15 protein-coding genes are annotated in these 13,779 nt (G+C 68.8%); 10 read left to right on the forward strand and 5 right to left on the reverse strand.

The genetic code is table 11. The features are described 5' to 3' along the window. Window positions 1–3: 3 nt before the first annotated feature. Genes H5J31_RS22560 through H5J31_RS22575 form a run of 4 tightly spaced genes read left to right on the forward strand, consistent with a single transcriptional unit; the run spans window position 4 to window position 3,124 of the window. The gene (locus H5J31_RS22560) at window positions 4–786 is read left to right on the forward strand and encodes an ABC transporter substrate-binding protein (RefSeq protein WP_181774626.1); all 783 of its coding nucleotides are present in this window, start codon (window positions 4–6) and stop codon (window positions 784–786) included. Then, complete coding sequence (locus tag H5J31_RS22565; protein WP_181774627.1) at window positions 787–1,545, forward strand: amino acid ABC transporter permease; 759 nt, start codon at window positions 787–789, stop codon at window positions 1,543–1,545. After that, window positions 1,542–2,288: an amino acid ABC transporter ATP-binding protein gene (locus H5J31_RS22570; RefSeq protein ID WP_181774628.1), complete on the forward strand. Its 747-nt coding sequence runs from the start codon at window positions 1,542–1,544 to the stop codon at window positions 2,286–2,288. The genes H5J31_RS22565 and H5J31_RS22570 overlap by 4 nt, the downstream gene beginning before the upstream one ends. 26 nt (window positions 2,289–2,314) lie before the next feature. Then, the gene (locus H5J31_RS22575; protein WP_181774629.1) at window positions 2,315–3,124 is read left to right on the forward strand and encodes an MOSC domain-containing protein; all 810 of its coding nucleotides are present in this window, start codon (window positions 2,315–2,317) and stop codon (window positions 3,122–3,124) included. Here H5J31_RS22575 and H5J31_RS22580 read toward each other — a convergent pair. Then, the gene (locus H5J31_RS22580) at window positions 3,085–3,891 is read right to left on the reverse strand and encodes an SAM hydrolase/SAM-dependent halogenase family protein (RefSeq protein WP_181774630.1); all 807 of its coding nucleotides are present in this window, start codon (window positions 3,889–3,891) and stop codon (window positions 3,085–3,087) included. The genes H5J31_RS22575 and H5J31_RS22580 overlap by 40 nt on opposite strands. 35 nt (window positions 3,892–3,926) lie before the next feature. Here H5J31_RS22580 and H5J31_RS22585 point away from each other — a divergent pair, with 35 nt between their 5' ends. Both H5J31_RS22585 and H5J31_RS22590 read left to right on the forward strand, forming a co-directional pair. After that, window positions 3,927–4,808: a phosphoribosylaminoimidazolesuccinocarboxamide synthase gene (locus H5J31_RS22585; protein ID WP_181774631.1), complete on the forward strand. Its 882-nt coding sequence runs from the start codon at window positions 3,927–3,929 to the stop codon at window positions 4,806–4,808. Window positions 4,809–4,871: 63 nt separating this feature from the next. Further along, window positions 4,872–5,579, forward strand: a complete 708-nt coding sequence (locus tag H5J31_RS22590) for a DUF2334 domain-containing protein (protein WP_181774632.1) — start codon at window positions 4,872–4,874, stop codon at window positions 5,577–5,579. Here the strand turns inward: H5J31_RS22590 and H5J31_RS22595 are convergent. Together H5J31_RS22595 and H5J31_RS22600 are read right to left on the reverse strand one after the other, a co-directional pair. Beyond that, complete coding sequence (locus H5J31_RS22595) at window positions 5,569–6,204, reverse strand: MBL fold metallo-hydrolase (protein ID WP_181774633.1); 636 nt, start codon at window positions 6,202–6,204, stop codon at window positions 5,569–5,571. The genes H5J31_RS22590 and H5J31_RS22595 overlap by 11 nt on opposite strands. 198 nt (window positions 6,205–6,402) lie before the next feature. After that, window positions 6,403–7,347: an ArsR/SmtB family transcription factor gene (locus tag H5J31_RS22600; protein ID WP_181774634.1), complete on the reverse strand. Its 945-nt coding sequence runs from the start codon at window positions 7,345–7,347 to the stop codon at window positions 6,403–6,405. 61 nt (window positions 7,348–7,408) lie between these two features. On the opposite strand from H5J31_RS22600, the gene H5J31_RS22605 reads away from it, so the two are divergent. Together H5J31_RS22605 and H5J31_RS22610 are read left to right on the forward strand one after the other, a co-directional pair. After that, a complete protein-coding gene (locus H5J31_RS22605; protein ID WP_181774635.1) occupies window positions 7,409–8,545 on the forward strand; it encodes an MFS transporter in 1,137 nt (378 codons plus the stop codon). Window positions 8,546–8,675: 130 nt separating this feature from the next. After that, on the forward strand, window positions 8,676–10,178 hold the full coding sequence (locus tag H5J31_RS22610) for an aldehyde dehydrogenase family protein (protein ID WP_181774636.1): 1,503 nt from the start codon (window positions 8,676–8,678) through the stop codon (window positions 10,176–10,178). Window positions 10,179–10,274: 96 nt separating this feature from the next. Here H5J31_RS22610 and H5J31_RS22615 read toward each other — a convergent pair whose 3' ends face one another. After that, window positions 10,275–11,855: a GMC family oxidoreductase gene (locus tag H5J31_RS22615; protein WP_181774637.1), complete on the reverse strand. Its 1,581-nt coding sequence runs from the start codon at window positions 11,853–11,855 to the stop codon at window positions 10,275–10,277. Between the two features lie 105 nt (window positions 11,856–11,960). Then, complete coding sequence (locus H5J31_RS22620) at window positions 11,961–12,749, reverse strand: hypothetical protein (protein WP_181774638.1); 789 nt, start codon at window positions 12,747–12,749, stop codon at window positions 11,961–11,963. Window positions 12,750–12,815: 66 nt separating this feature from the next. Here H5J31_RS22620 and purS point away from each other — a divergent pair, with 66 nt between their 5' ends. After that, window positions 12,816–13,055, forward strand: a complete 240-nt coding sequence (gene purS / locus H5J31_RS22625) for a phosphoribosylformylglycinamidine synthase subunit PurS (protein WP_125784867.1) — start codon at window positions 12,816–12,818, stop codon at window positions 13,053–13,055. Further along, a complete protein-coding gene (gene purQ / locus H5J31_RS22630; protein ID WP_181774639.1) occupies window positions 13,052–13,729 on the forward strand; it encodes a phosphoribosylformylglycinamidine synthase subunit PurQ in 678 nt (225 codons plus the stop codon). The genes purS and purQ overlap by 4 nt, the downstream gene beginning before the upstream one ends. The last annotated feature ends 50 nt before the right edge of the window (window positions 13,730–13,779 follow it).

Below are 13,779 nucleotides of genomic sequence, written 5' to 3' on the forward strand. Positions count from 1 at the left end.
ACGATGAAGAAGTCACTCGCCGCCGCTGTCACCACCGTCCTCGTGGCGGTGCTGGCGGCGTGCGGCGGCGGCGAGGAAGCCGGCGCGGGCACCTTGCGCGTCGGCACCCTCAGCGACTCGAAGCCCAACGCGTATCAGGAAAACGGCGTGTTCACCGGGTTCGACAACGAGCTGCTGAAGGCCATCGCCGCGAACCAGAACCTGAAACTCGAGTTCGTCTCCACGGAGTTTTCGGCGCTGCTGAGCCAGGTCGCCACCGGCAAGTTCGACATCGGCAGTTCGGCGATCTCGCAGACCGACGAACGCCGCAAGACCGTCGACTTCTCGGCGCCGTACAACTACCAGTCGCTCGGTATCGAAGCCCGCGAAGGCACCGGTATCACCGACGAGAAGTCCCTGTCCGGCAAACGGATCGGCGTCGTCCAGGGGACCGTGTCGGACAGTTGGCTGGCCTCGAACGCGCCCACCGCGCAGGCCGTGCGGTTCCCGCAGGACGCCGCCACGCTGGCCGCGCTGAAGACCGGTGCCATCGACGGCGCGATCTTCGACCAGGCGACCGCCGAGGACTACGCGGCGAAGAATCCGGACGCGAAACTCAAGGTGGTCAAGGCGATCACCACGACCATCCCGCACGGTTTCGCCGTCAGGAAGGGCAACACCGAACTCGCGGGCAAGATCAACGCGGGTCTCAAGGCGGTCGTCGCCGACGGGACCTGGGAAAAGGTGCACCAGCGGTTCGAACCGAACGCGCCGGTGCCCGCGGACTTCAAGGCCGGGCAGCGATAAGTGAACGACTTCCTCACCACCTTCCTCAACTGGGACTACATCTGGGAGGTCTTCCCGGATCTGCTCGGGACCGGACTGCTGAACACGCTGATCATGTCGGTGTTCTCGGCGCTGATCGGCACCGTGCTCGGCATGCTGCTGGCCACCATGGGCCTGTCCAGCAAGGTGTGGCTGCGCTGGCCCGCCCGGGTGTACACCGACATCTTCCGCGGTCTGCCTGCGATCCTGACCATCCTGGTGATCGGGCAGGGCGGCGGGATCCTGTTCCCGTCGATGGCGCGGAACACCTACCCGCTGGGGATTCTGGCGCTCAGCCTGATCGCGGCCGCCTACATCGGCGAGATCTTCCGCGCCGGCATCCAGAGTGTCGAAAAAGGACAGATGGAGGCCAGCCGCGCGCTGGGTATGAGCTACACCAAGGCGATGGCGCTCGTCGTCATCCCGCAGGGCGTGCGGCGCGTGCTGCCCGCGCTGGTGAACCAGTTCATCGCGCTGATCAAGGACTCCAGCCTGGTGTACTTCCTCGGCTTCCTCGCCGAACAGCGCGACCTGTTCCGCATCGGGCAGGACCTCGCGGCCAACACCGGGAACCTGTCGCCGCTGGTCGCGGCCGGCTTCTTCTACCTGGTGATCACCGTGCCGCTGACGCATCTGGTCAACTACATCGACAAGAAGCTGCGCACCGGCAAGAAGGTCCGGGCCGATGACGACGGTGGCGACCTGGAACTCCTGAACGCCGGAAAGGTGCCGATGTCATGACGACCCCCGCCGACGTACGTTCTTCGAGTGTCGAACTCCGCGACATCCACGTCTCCTTCGGCACTCTCGAAGTCCTGAAGGGCGTCGACCTCAAGGTCGAGAAGGGCCGCACGACCTGCATCATCGGGCCGTCCGGTTCCGGCAAGTCGACGCTGCTGCGCTGCGTGAACCGCCTTCAGGAGCCGGATTCCGGCGACCTGCTGCTGGGCGGCGAGAGCGTGATCTCGTCCGATCCGGACGTGCTGCGTCAGCGGGTCGGGATGGTGTTCCAGCACTTCAACCTGTTCGGGCACCGCAGCGTGCTGGACAACATCACGTTGCCGCTGCGCAGCGTGCGGAAGCTCGGCAAGGCGGAGGCGGCCGAGATCGCGCACGCCCGCCTCGCCGAGGTCGGCCTCGCCGACAAGGCGCCGTACCGGCCGAGCGCGCTTTCGGGCGGCCAGCAGCAGCGGGTCGCGATCGCGCGGGCGCTCGCGATGGAACCCGAGGTCATGTTGTTCGACGAGGCGACCAGCGCACTCGACCCGGAACTGGTCAAGGGCGTCCTCAACCTGATGGCCGGCCTCGCGGAGCGCGGGCTGACGCTGCTCGTGGTCACCCACGAGATGGGCTTCGCGCGTGGCGTCGCGGACGAGGTCGCGTTCATGGACGCCGGGAAGATCGTCGAACATGACGCTCCGGAGGCGATCTTCGACGCTCCGCAGAGCGACCGCCTGCAGCGTTTCCTGTCCCAGGTGCTCTGACGCGGAGGACTCGCTAACCTGCGGATATGGCGAGAGTGGCGAGGCTGGTCTATTACCCCGTCAAGGGCTGTGCGGGGACGTCGGTCGACACGGCCGACGTCACCCCGGCGGGGCTGAGGTTCGATCGTGCCTGGATGGCCGTGTCCCCGGAGGGCGAGTTCCGCAGCCAGCGGAAGCATCCGGTGATGGCCGCGATCCAGGCCGAGGTACTGGACGACGGCGCCCGTCTGAGGCTCGCCGCGCCCGGCGTCGAAGACCTCCTGGTCGAGGTGGTCCCGGACGGGCCGCGTCACCCGGCGTCCACGTTCACCTGGCAGGGCAAGGGCATCCACCAGGGCGAGGAGGCCGCGGAATGGTTCTCCGCCGTCCTCGGCGTCCCGTCGGTGTTCGTCGGGGTCTCGCCGGAGCACGAGCGCGTCACCAACGGCGAGATCCCCGGCACGGCAGCCTTCGCCGACGCGCACGCGATCCTGCTCACCTCCGAGTCCTCTTTGGACGGTCTGAACGAGCGGATCGCGTCACGCGGGGCCGAGGCCGTGCCGATGGATCGCTTCCGTCCCAACATCGTCGTCGCGGGCTGGCCGGAGCCGCATCGGGAGGACGACGTCCGCTCGCTCACCGCGGGCGGTCTGGAGCTGGGTTACGCCAAGGTCTGCATCCGCTGCACGGTGCCGATGGTCGACCAGGAGACCGGCGAGAAGGCCGGCCCCGAGCCGATCCGGTCGCTCGCCGACTACCGCCGCGAACCCGAGGGCGGCGTCTCGTTCGGGATCAAGATGGCCGTGACGCGGACGGGTCAGGTCGCCGTCGGCGACGAGGTGATCGTGCACTCCTGAGCGGGGCCGAGCCCGAGTACGGCGGCGGCCGAGCCGCCGTTCACGGCGACCGCGAGCCGTCCCGCCGAGTCGGTGTAGAGCACGTTCGATCCTGGCGGCACGGTGCCGAAGGTGTCACCGATCAGTGCCTTCACGAGCACGCGTTCGCTGCTGACCGAGACCGTGCCGGACAGGCCGGCCAGCGCGAGATCGGCCGGGCTCGCCGACAGCTGGACGTTGCCGAAATGGTCGACCGTGAGCACCTCGGTCACCAGCTTGCCCGGGAACACCGCGACGAACGGATCCGGCAGCCGCACGAGGTTTTCGACGCACGGTCCGAAACTCTCCGGCGGAACCCCGAGTGCGAGATGTGCCGCCGCGGGAGCGAAGACGTCCCTTCCGTGGAACGTCGACGACGTCACCGGAAGGCGGTAATCCGGGGCGATCAATTCGTAGGCGGCTTTCACTCCGCCGAGTGCTTCCGCCGCCGGGAGGAGAAGTCCGTTGTCGGGGCCGACGAGGATTCCGCGCCCGGCGACCACCACGACGCCGCGCCGCGCGGTGCCGACGCCCGGGTCGACGACGGCGAGGTGCACCGCGTCCGGCAGGAAGGGCGCCGTCTGCGCGAGTACTTCGGCCCCGGTCCTGACCTGCTGTGGAGGGACTTCGTGGGTCACGTCGATCAGCCGGACCGACGGCGCGATCCGGGCGATCACACCGTGGCAGGCGGCCACGAAACCGTCGCTGAGCCCGTAGTCGGTCGTGAACGAGATCCAGTGGATCGGCATGATCAGCCATCATCCTTGATCGCTAGGGTGCAGCCGTGACGACGCTCGAATACCAGAAGATCGCCGCCGGCAAGGTCCGTGAGCTCTACGCCGTCGATGACGAGCATCTGCTGCTCGTCACCTCCGACCGGATCTCCGCCTACGACGTCATCTTCACCACGCCCATCCCCGACAAGGGGCGGGTGCTCACCGCGATGAGCGTGTTCTGGTTCTCCCAACTCTCCGATGTCCTCCCCAACCATCTGGTCTCCTACGACGACGAACGCATCCCCGCCGAGGTCCGCGGCCGTGCGCTTCTGGTGCGGCGGCTGGCGATGCTGCCGGTCGAAGCCGTCGCCCGCGGCTATCTCACCGGCACCGGGCTCGTCGATTATCGCGCGCGCGGCACGGTCTGCGGCGTCGAACTCCCCGGCGGTCTGACCGAATCCTCCCGGCTCCCCGAACCGATCTTCACCCCCGCGACCAAGGCCGATCACGGCTCGCACGACGAGAACATCGCGTTCGCCGACGTCGTCGGGCAGCTGGGCCGCGAGCGGGCCGAAGAGCTCCGCGAGGCGACGCTGGCGGTGTACCGCCGAGGCGCGGAATTCGCCGCCGAACGCGGCATCCTCCTCGCCGACACGAAACTCGAATTCGGCGTCGATCCGGCGGGGAACCTCGTGCTCGCCGACGAGGTCCTCACCCCGGATTCCTCCCGCTATTGGCAGGCCGACGGCTATGCGGCGGGAAGCCCGCAGCCGTCGTTCGACAAGCAGCCGCTGAGGGACTGGCTGACCGGCCCCGCGTCCGGGTGGCACCGCCTGGAGAGACCGGAGCCGCCACCGTTGCCCGACGAGATCGTCGCCGCCACGCGGGCGAGGTACATCGAGGCGTATGAACGCATCACCGGCCGGTCGCTCGACGACTGGCCCGCCTGATTCGCTCGGCTGACCAGCGGCGTTTACTCAGTCGTCAGTCCCACGCAAGTCCGGTATGGCCCAATGGGGAACGTGGACGCACGTTTGCTGGTTTCCCTGTCCGGCGTGACCACCCGGACGTTGCACCGCTGTGCCGACCTCGCGGCCGAACTCGACCGGCGCAAGGTCCCGTTGTCCGTGCTCTACGCCGCTCGAACCGGCGAGGGCCCGGTGACCGAGTGGGTACGGACGCGCCGTGATCGCGGCGACTCCGTCCTCCTCCACGGATACGACCACCAGATCACCCCCACCCACCGAGCCGTCTACCTGGGCAAACGCGCTGAATTCGCGGCACTTCCCGCGCACGAGGCGCGGCTGCGGCTGATCGCGGCGAAGGCGGCGCTCGACGCCAACGGCATGGCCGTCGACGGTTTCGCGCCGCCGCGCTGGATCGGGTCGGAGGGCACCGTGCAGGCCCTGCGCGAGCACGGGTTCACGCTGTGCGCGGACCTGGTCTCGGTGCGGGACCTGGTGACCGGCCAGGTCCGGCGCGCGCGGGTCCAGGAGTTCAGCGGGCCTTCGCAGCGGACCGAGACCGTCCGGTGCTTCGCGCTGGTGCTGGCCGCGGCCAGGGCCGCGCGGCGCGGCGGGCTGGTACGGCTCGGCATCGACGCCACCGACCTCGCCCGGCCGGGGCTGCGGCAGGCGTTCCTCGACGCCGTCGACGTCTCGTTGGAGAACCGCGCCTTCGGGACCACTTACGGCTCGCTGCGGACAGTTGTCACAACTTGATGGGCTGACCCACGTCGAGAACCCTGACCTCGGTGCCTTCCGGGGCGAGGTTGGCGAACAGGCCGTAGTGCATCTGCGGTCGCGCGAGCACGGCTTCGTGGATCGGCACGGCCAGGCGCGGAGAGACCGCGCGCAGGTAGTCGACGGCTTCGCCCGCCTTGAGCCACGGGGCGCCGGTGGGCAGGCCGAGGACGTCGATCTTCTGCTCGGGCACGAAGAACGAGTCGCCCGGGTGGTAGAAGGCGCCATGGTCGACGATGTAGCCGACGTTCGGGATCACCGGGATGTCCTCGTGGATCGTCGCGTGCTCACCGCCGACGACGTTGATGCCACTGGACCCGATGCCGAAGGCGTCGCCGGGGTTCGCGATCTGGAATTCGGCGCCGAGTTTCCGGACCGCGTCCGCGGAACCCGGGTCGACGATCAGCTGCGCACCGGGGTTCGCCTCCAGCAACGCGGGCAGCCTGTCGACGTCGAGGTGGTCGAAATGCTGGTGGGTGATCAGGATGGCGTCCAGCTCACGCTCACCCTCGAAGCCCGCCGAGAAGGTGCCGGGGTCGATCAGGATCCGCGCGCCCTCGGTCTCCAGAAGTGTGCAAGCATGTCCAAAGTGGACAATACGCATGGAATTCTCCTTCTCGGTCGGTCATTTCCAGCCTAGGCCGTGTCCTGTAAGTCTGTTCGATGGGCTTCGTGATCCAGGTGGTTCCTGGCGGTGCGGGCGGATCGCCCTCGTACCGGGGGTCGTACTCGGGCGTATCCGCCCGTGCCGTCAGGGGCCGCCTGGGCGCGAAGACCGCGAACAGGACTTGCAGGACACGGCCTAAGCCCGTAAGAGGGCGTCGCCAAGTTCGGTGCGGAGGTAGCGCACCTCGCGGCCGCGACGCCGCGTGTCGAGCAGGCCGGCCGCACGCATCGCGGTCAGGTGCTGGGAGACCGTCGGCGCCGAGAATCCCAGGCGTCGCGCCAGTTCGGTGGTGCTCGCGGGCTCGTTCAGTGTGGTGAGCAGCGCGGCCTTCGTCCGCCCGAGCACTCCCGCGAGCGCGTCGGACGGGCGTTCGGGGTCCGACCACAGCTCGGCGACGCCGCGGGCCGGGTAAAGCAGCGACGGTTGCCACGGCTCCATCGTGATCACGCCGACCGACGGCCACGCGAAGACGCCCGGGATCAGCAGTAAGCCACGCCGGTCGAGGTGGATCCGGCTGCGCTCCTTCATCTCGATCACGAGGACGTCGTCGACCAGCCGGACGCGAGGGTGGATGTCCTCCAGCACCAGCGCGATGCCGCCCGCGGCCAGCCGTCGCGAGCGCTCTTCGATGTCGGCGACGAGGAACCGGCGCATCCGCGGCCAATGCGGTTCGACCAGCTCGGTCCAGGCGATCTCCATCTGGTCGGCGAGCAGATCCCTGGCCTCGGCGGGATCTTCGGGGAAGCCGGCCAGATCGGCGTCCACTTTGGACAGTTCGCGCGCGACCTGCTCCGGTGGCGTACGGCGGATTTCGGCGAGCTGGGCGGACGCGGTGGTCTCGGGGCCGCTCGGCGGCGGGCTGAGGAAGTCGGTGATGTAGTGCCGCGCGCTCATTACCTTGGCGAAGGCCTCGATGGGAAGCGAGGGCAGCTTCGCCGCGGCCTCGCGCAGCCAGGGCAGATGGCTCGGATGCCCGCGTCGCCCGAGCAGGGTCTGCATCGCGCCCATCGTCTCGTCGAGCGGGGAGATGCCGAAGCGGACGCGGTTCGCGCTCTCGGCGGTGAGGACCAGCTCGATCATCTGATTAGGCTATTCCCTAATCAATGGTCTCGGCCAGTCGGTTTTCGGCAGTGTTCGAGATATGACCTTGCTCCGTAATTCCGGGTATTGGCGCTGGTCGGCGGGGGTTCAGCTGAACCGGCTGCCCGCGACGATGGCACCGCTGGCCTTCACCGCGCTGACCACCGCGACGACCGGTTCGTACCGGCTCGGCGGCGTCATGATGGCCGTCTTCATCGCCGCCGAGATGGTCGGCGCCGTACCCACCGGACGGCTGCTCGACCGCGTCGGACCCACCCGCGGCCTCGTCGTGATGCTGACGCTGGTCGCCGTCGGCCTGTTCGCGCTCGCCGCCGTCGCTTCGGCCGGCGTCCCGGATCTGGTCCTCCTGGCTCTGGTGATCCCGCCCGGCCTGGTCGCGGGCGGACTGAACGGCGGTTTCCGGACGCTGCTCGCGGGGACGGTGACCGAAGCGGAACTGCCGCGGGCGGTCTCGATCGACGCGATGATCCTCGAAGGCGTCATCGTCGGCGGGCCACTGCTCGTGGCGCTCCTGGCGACCTCCGGTCCGGCCGTCCCCGTCGTCGCGATGGCCGTCGTCGCCCTGCTCGCGGCCTTGCTCGTGCCGCGACGCGCGATCACCGCCAGTCCACAAAGGACGACCGAGCGGCAGCCGATCCCGGTCGCCGCGTGCGTCCCTTGGCTGATGGGGCTGTTCACCGTCGGCCTGCTGCTGTCGACCATCGAGGTCGGCCTGCTGCCGCTGGTCCAGCGGCTCGGCGCCCCGGATTCCGCGACGGCCGTCGTCATCGTCGTGCTGTGCGCGGCCAGTATCACCGGCAGCGCGCTGTACGCGGCGCGGGGGAAGGTCGGCGATCCGCGGCTGTTCCTGGCCGGTTTCGTGATCGGCGGGATCGTGGTGTCGACAGGCCTCGGCTGGGCCGGGCTGCTCACCGGGGTCGCGCTGGTCGGCCTCTGCACCGGCCCGTTGATGGCCGTCTCGTCGGTCAACCTGCAGAAACTGCTGCCGGAACGCCGTCGCTCGGAGGGCTTCTCGCTGGCCTTCACCGTGCAGGCGTCGGGATTCGGTCTCGGGTCGCTGGCCATCGGGGTGCTGCCGGTGTGGCTGGCGCCGCTCCTGGGGGTGGGTGCCGCGGTGGTGGCGGGGATCATGCAGGTCCGCACGGTCGCGCACGCCCGATCGCAACCAGTCCTCTGAATGCGACGCCCTTGTCACTCCCGTCACCTGTGGAATGCTGGTGGGCACGCCCCAGGCGAGTCAGTGAGCTATTGGCACGCCGTCAGTAACGTCGTAGCCTGGGCTTTGAGCCGAGACACGGGAGAAGTCGATGACCGCAGTCCAGCCGAAGCCGACCGCGCACAGCGTGGGGGAGACCTTCGATTCGCTCAGCCCGGCGACCGACGAGGTCGTCGGCACGTACCCGGTGCACACCAGGGAGGACGTCCGCGCCGCTGTCGCCCGCGCGCGGGACGCCGCCGAATGGTGGGCGGGGCTCGGCTACGACGGTCGCGCGGAACGGCTGCGCCGCTGGAAGGGCGTCATCACCCGCCGGCTGCCGCAGCTGTGCCAGGTGGTGCGCGACGAGACCGGCAAACCGCTCGCCGACGCCCAGCTGGAGAGCGTCCTCGCCATCGAGCACATCGCGTGGGCGGGCAAGAACGCTCGCAAGATCCTCGGCAAGCAGCGTCGCGCCGCCGGGCTGATGATGTCGAACCAGGCGGCGACGGTCGAGTACCAGCCGCTCGGCGTCGTCGGCGTGATCGGGCCCTGGAACTACCCCGTCTTCACCCCGCTCGGCTCCATCGCCTACGCCCTCGCGGCCGGCAACACCGTCGTCTTCAAGCCCAGCGAATACACGCCGGGTGTCGGCAAGTGGCTGGTCGACGCCTTCGCCGAGGTCGTCCCGGAGTGGCCGGTGCTGCAGCTGATCACCGGTTTCGGTGAGACCGGCGCGGCGCTCGTCGGCGCCAACGTCGACAAGCTCGCCTTCACCGGCTCGACCGCCACGGGCAAGAAGATCATGGCCGCGGCCGCCGAGACGCTGACGCCGGTGATCATCGAGGCGGGCGGCAAGGACGCGGTCCTGGTCGACGCGGACGCCGACCTCGACGCGGCGGCCGACGCCACCGTCTGGGGCGCGTTCTCCAACTCGGGCCAGACCTGCATCGGCGTCGAGCGCGTGTACGTCCACGAGAGCGTGCACGACGACTTCGTCGCGAAGGTCGTCGAGAAGTCGAAGGACGTGCGGGCCGGTTCGGACGAGGCCGCGCAGTACGGCCCGGTGACGATGCCTTCGCAGCTTTCGGTGATCAAGCGCCACATCGCGGACGCCATCGAGCGCGGCGGTAAGGCGCTCGTCGGCGGCGTCGACGCGGTCGGCGACCGCTACGTGCAGCCGACGGTGCTCGTCGACGTGCCCGAAGACTCCTCCGCGGTCCAGGAAGAGACGTTCGGTCCGACCGTCACCATCGCCAAGGTCCGCGACATGGACGAGGCCGTCGACAAGGCCAACGACACCAAATACGGCCTCGGTTCGACGGTGTTCTCGAAGTCGCGCGGCCTCGAACTGGCCGGCCGCCTGCGCACCGGCATGACGTCGATCAACGCGCCGCTTTCCTTCGCGGGCATCGCTTCGCTGCCCTTTGGTGGCGTCGGCGACTCCGGCTTCGGGCGCATCCACGGCCCCGAAGGATTGCGCGAGTTCGCCCGGCCGAAGGCCATCGCGCGCCAGCGCTTCACCGCGCCGATCGTGCTGACCTCGTTCTCCCGCAAGGAAAAGACCGACGCCCTGGTGGCGAAGCTGATCACCGTCCTGCACGGGAAGCGCTGACCCGTCAACCCCCGCGTGCTATGAACGGCCCGTTCCTTGCGAAATTTGCAAGGAACGGGCCGTTCATAGCAATGCGGGGGAGCGTGAAAGTGACGGTCACGCGCCCCGGATGAGGTCCGCGGCCTTCTCCGCGACCATGATCGTCGGCGCGTTCGTGTTCCCACGCGGCACCACGGGCATCACCGAAGCGTCCACGACGCGCAGGCCGTCCACCCCGCGCACCTTCAGTGACGGGTCGACGACGGCGTTCTCGCCCGTTCCGATCGAGCAGGTCCCCACCGGGTGGTACAGCGTCTGCGTCTTCTCGCGCACGTAGTCGGCCAGTTCGGTGTCGGTCAGGTCCTGGCGCTCCGGCAGGAACGGCTTGTCCAGGAACCGCGCCAGCGGACCGGACTTGCCGATCTCGATCAGGGCGCGCAGCCCGGCCAGCATCTTCTCCATGTCGATGGACTCAGCGTAGTAGGCCGGGTCGATTTCGGGCTTCCACAAGGGATTCCCCGACTTCAGGCGCAGCCGTCCCCGGCTCGCGACGTCGACCAGCGTCGCCGCCGACGTGAAGCCCGAGACCGTCGGTTCACGCATTCCGTTGTCGTAGAACAACGTCGGCGCGACGTGGATCTGCATGTCCGGCGGCGAAACGCCGTCGGCGGCCGGGAAGAAGGCGCCCGCCTCACCGATGTTCGAGGACAGTGGACCGCGTTTGGTGATCTGGTAGCGCACCAGACCGCCCGGCGTCGCCGCGTCCACCAGGTCGGTGGTGCCGCGGGTGGACCAGATGATCCCGCAGGCCGGATGGTCGTGGAGGTTCTCGCCGACGCCGGGCAGCGCGGCGACGACGTCGATCCCGTGCTCTCGCAGGTGTTCCGCCGGGCCGACGCCGGAAAGCATCAGCAGCTGCGGCGAGTTCACCGCACCGCCGCTGAGCAGGACCTCGGTGGAGGCGCGCGCGATCGTCTCGACGCCCTTGTCCAAATAGGACACTCCGACCGCGCGCGTGCCTTCGAAGACGATCCGCGTCGCCTGCGCGTGGGTGCGCACCGTGAGGTTCGGTCGCGCCAAAGCCGGCCGCAGGTACGCGTCGGCCGTCGACCAGCGGCGGCCCTTCTTGCACGTCACCTGGTAGACGCCGGCGCCTTCCTGTGTCTCGCCGTTGAAGTCGTCGGTGCGCTTGAGGCCCCACGCGACGGCGGAATCCACCCACGCGTGGGAAAGCTCGTGCGTGAACCGGCGGTCCTCGACGTTCAGGGGGCCGTCGGTGCCGTGCAGCGGCCCACCGAGCCGCTGGTTGCCCTCGGCCCGCTTGAAGTACGGCAGGACGTCGTCGAAACCCCAGCCCTCGGCGCCGTGCCCGTCACGCCAGCCGTCGTAATCCGCGCGGTTGCCGCGGATGTAGATCATCGCGTTGATCGACGAGCAGCCGCCCAGCGTCTTGCCGCGTGGCCAGTACGTGGTCTTGCCGGTGTGCTTCTGCTCGACCGTCTCGTAGTTCCAGTCGAACTTCGTCTTGAACAGACCGGGGAACGCGGCCGGGATGTGGATCTCGTCGGCGTCGTCCTCGCCACCGGCTTCCAGCAGGAGGACCCGAGCTGACGGATCCTCGCTCAGCCGGTTCGCCAGTACGCATCCCGCGCTGCCCGCGCCGACGATGACGTAGTCGAAGGAGTCCTGATCGGCCACGGTGCCTCCTACTGCTGCTCACCCGGTGTTGGCGCCCCGCCAATGGGCTCATCTTGGCCCAGCGCCGCGCTTCGAGCATCCCCCAGTCGAAGGATTGGGGCGAGCTCAGTCGGAGTCGGGTGAAAAAGACGCGACGCAGGCGCCACTCGTCGCCGCGTCGTCGGTCTCGATCCTGCCCGGTGCCCGTGTCCCGTCGACTTCGCCGGTGAGGTGCAGGATCGTCTGCTCGGCGGTGGTCAGGACGTCGGTCTTGTCGACGGTGTACCTCGCCTCGCCGTGGATGATCTGCTGCACGCCGTCGCGGGTCGTGTCGGGCACCGTCTCGCACAGCACGGACAACGCCGCCGGGATGTCGCGTGCGTTGATCGCGTCGACGAACTTGTTCCCCGCCTCCTCCCCGGTCTTCACGGCGGGGCGAGGCGCGGGCCGCGCGTCGATACCCGGCAGCGGCTCGGGCTCGCCGCCGACCTTGGCGTCGCGCACGCACCAGCCACCCTCGCCGGGGATCATCGCGATCCCGACGGTCTGCCCGGCGGTGGTGAGCGCGGCCGAGTACTCCTGCGCCGCACGCTGTCGCGCGGGTGTGCTGAGCTGTGCGCCGTCCGAGACGGCCATCGTCTGCTCGAAGGCGTAAGACCGTTTCGAGCGGATCGGGCACCACAGTGAGCTCAAGCGGTCTTCGGCGACACCGTTCACGAAGGACTGACTCAGCTGCTCCGGCGTCCCACGCGACTCGGTGTCGGGGTCGGCCTTGAAGAACCCGGGCGTCACGAAGCCGGTGAAGGCGACCCCGCCCAGGATCAGGACGAAGACCAGCACGAGCGTGATCCAAAGCCAGGTCTTCGACTTCTTCGGCGGAGCGCTGTACCCGTACTGGGGTTGCCCGTAGGTCATGCGGTAACCGTAGTGAAGTAGGCTCGGGCGGTACCCACGACCTGCGTGAATAAGGAGCAGCCTGCCGTGGCCCGAGTCGTCGTCGACGTCATGCCCAAGCCCGAAATCCTCGACCCGCAGGGCCAAGCCGCGCTCGGTGCGGCCGGTCGTCTCGGCTTCACCGGGATCACCGAGATCCGTCAAGGCAAGCACTTCGAGATCGAGGTCGACGACTCCGTCGACGACGCGACGCTCGAGAAGATCGCCGAGGGCTTCCTCGCGAACCCGGTCATCGAGCAGTGGACCATCAAGCGGGTCGACGCGTGAGCGCCCGCATCGGGGTCATCACCTTCCCCGGCACGCTCGACGACGGTGACGCCGCCCGCGCGGCCCGCTACGCCGACGCCGAAGCCGTGCCGCTGTGGCACGCGGACGAAGACCTCAAGGGCGTCGACGCGGTCGTCGTCCCGGGTGGCTTCTCCTACGGCGACTACCTGCGCGCCGGCGTCATCGCCCGCTTCGCGCCGGTGATGTCGTCGGTGATCGAGGCCGCCCACAAGGGCATGCCCGTGCTGGGCATCTGCAACGGCTTCCAGATCCTGTGCGAGGCCGGGCTGTTGCCGGGCGCGATGATCCGCAACGCGGGTCTGCACTTCATCTGCCGCGACCAGTGGCTGCGCGTCGAGAACAACGACACCGCGTGGACCACCCGGTACGACAAGGGTGCCGAGATCCTCATCCCGATGAAGAACATCGACGGCTGCTTCGTCGCCGAGCAGGCCACCCTCGACGAGCTGGAGGGCGAAGGCCGCGTGGTGTTCCGCTACGTCGGCGGCAACCCGAACGGCTCGCGCAACGACATCGCCGGCATCCGCAGCGAGAACGGCCGCGTCGTCGGGCTCATGCCGCATCCGGAGCACGCCATCGACGCCCTCACCGGTCCTTCCGATGACGGCCTCGGCATGTTCTACAGCGCCGTGGACGCCCTCGTTTCCGCTTGAGCGCGTGCTATGAACGGCCCGTTACTTGCAAAATTTGCAAGTAACGGGCC

The sequence above is a fragment of the Amycolatopsis pittospori genome, assembly GCF_013870525.1.
GTDB lineage: Bacteria > Actinomycetota > Actinomycetes > Mycobacteriales > Pseudonocardiaceae > Amycolatopsis > Amycolatopsis pittospori.

Bases quoted from the DNA above. Each gene is read 5' to 3' on its own strand.
- H5J31_RS22560 (WP_181774626.1), top strand. From the start codon at position 4: ATGAAGAAGTCACTCGCCGCCGCTGTCACCACCGTCCTCGTGGCGGTG.
- H5J31_RS22570 (WP_181774628.1), top strand. From the start codon at position 1,542: ATGACGACCCCCGCCGACGTACGTTCTTCGAGTGTCGAACTCCGCGAC.
- H5J31_RS22575 (WP_181774629.1), top strand. From the start codon at position 2,315: ATGGCGAGAGTGGCGAGGCTGGTCTATTACCCCGTCAAGGGCTGTGCG.
- H5J31_RS22580 (WP_181774630.1), bottom strand. From the start codon at position 3,891: ATGCCGATCCACTGGATCTCGTTCACGACCGACTACGGGCTCAGCGAC.
- H5J31_RS22590 (WP_181774632.1), top strand. From the start codon at position 4,872: ATGGGGAACGTGGACGCACGTTTGCTGGTTTCCCTGTCCGGCGTGACC.
- H5J31_RS22595 (WP_181774633.1), bottom strand. From the start codon at position 6,204: ATGCGTATTGTCCACTTTGGACATGCTTGCACACTTCTGGAGACCGAG.
- H5J31_RS22600 (WP_181774634.1), bottom strand. From the start codon at position 7,347: ATGATCGAGCTGGTCCTCACCGCCGAGAGCGCGAACCGCGTCCGCTTC.
- H5J31_RS22605 (WP_181774635.1), top strand. From the start codon at position 7,409: ATGACCTTGCTCCGTAATTCCGGGTATTGGCGCTGGTCGGCGGGGGTT.
- H5J31_RS22610 (WP_181774636.1), top strand. From the start codon at position 8,676: ATGACCGCAGTCCAGCCGAAGCCGACCGCGCACAGCGTGGGGGAGACC.
- H5J31_RS22620 (WP_181774638.1), bottom strand. From the start codon at position 12,749: ATGACCTACGGGCAACCCCAGTACGGGTACAGCGCTCCGCCGAAGAAG.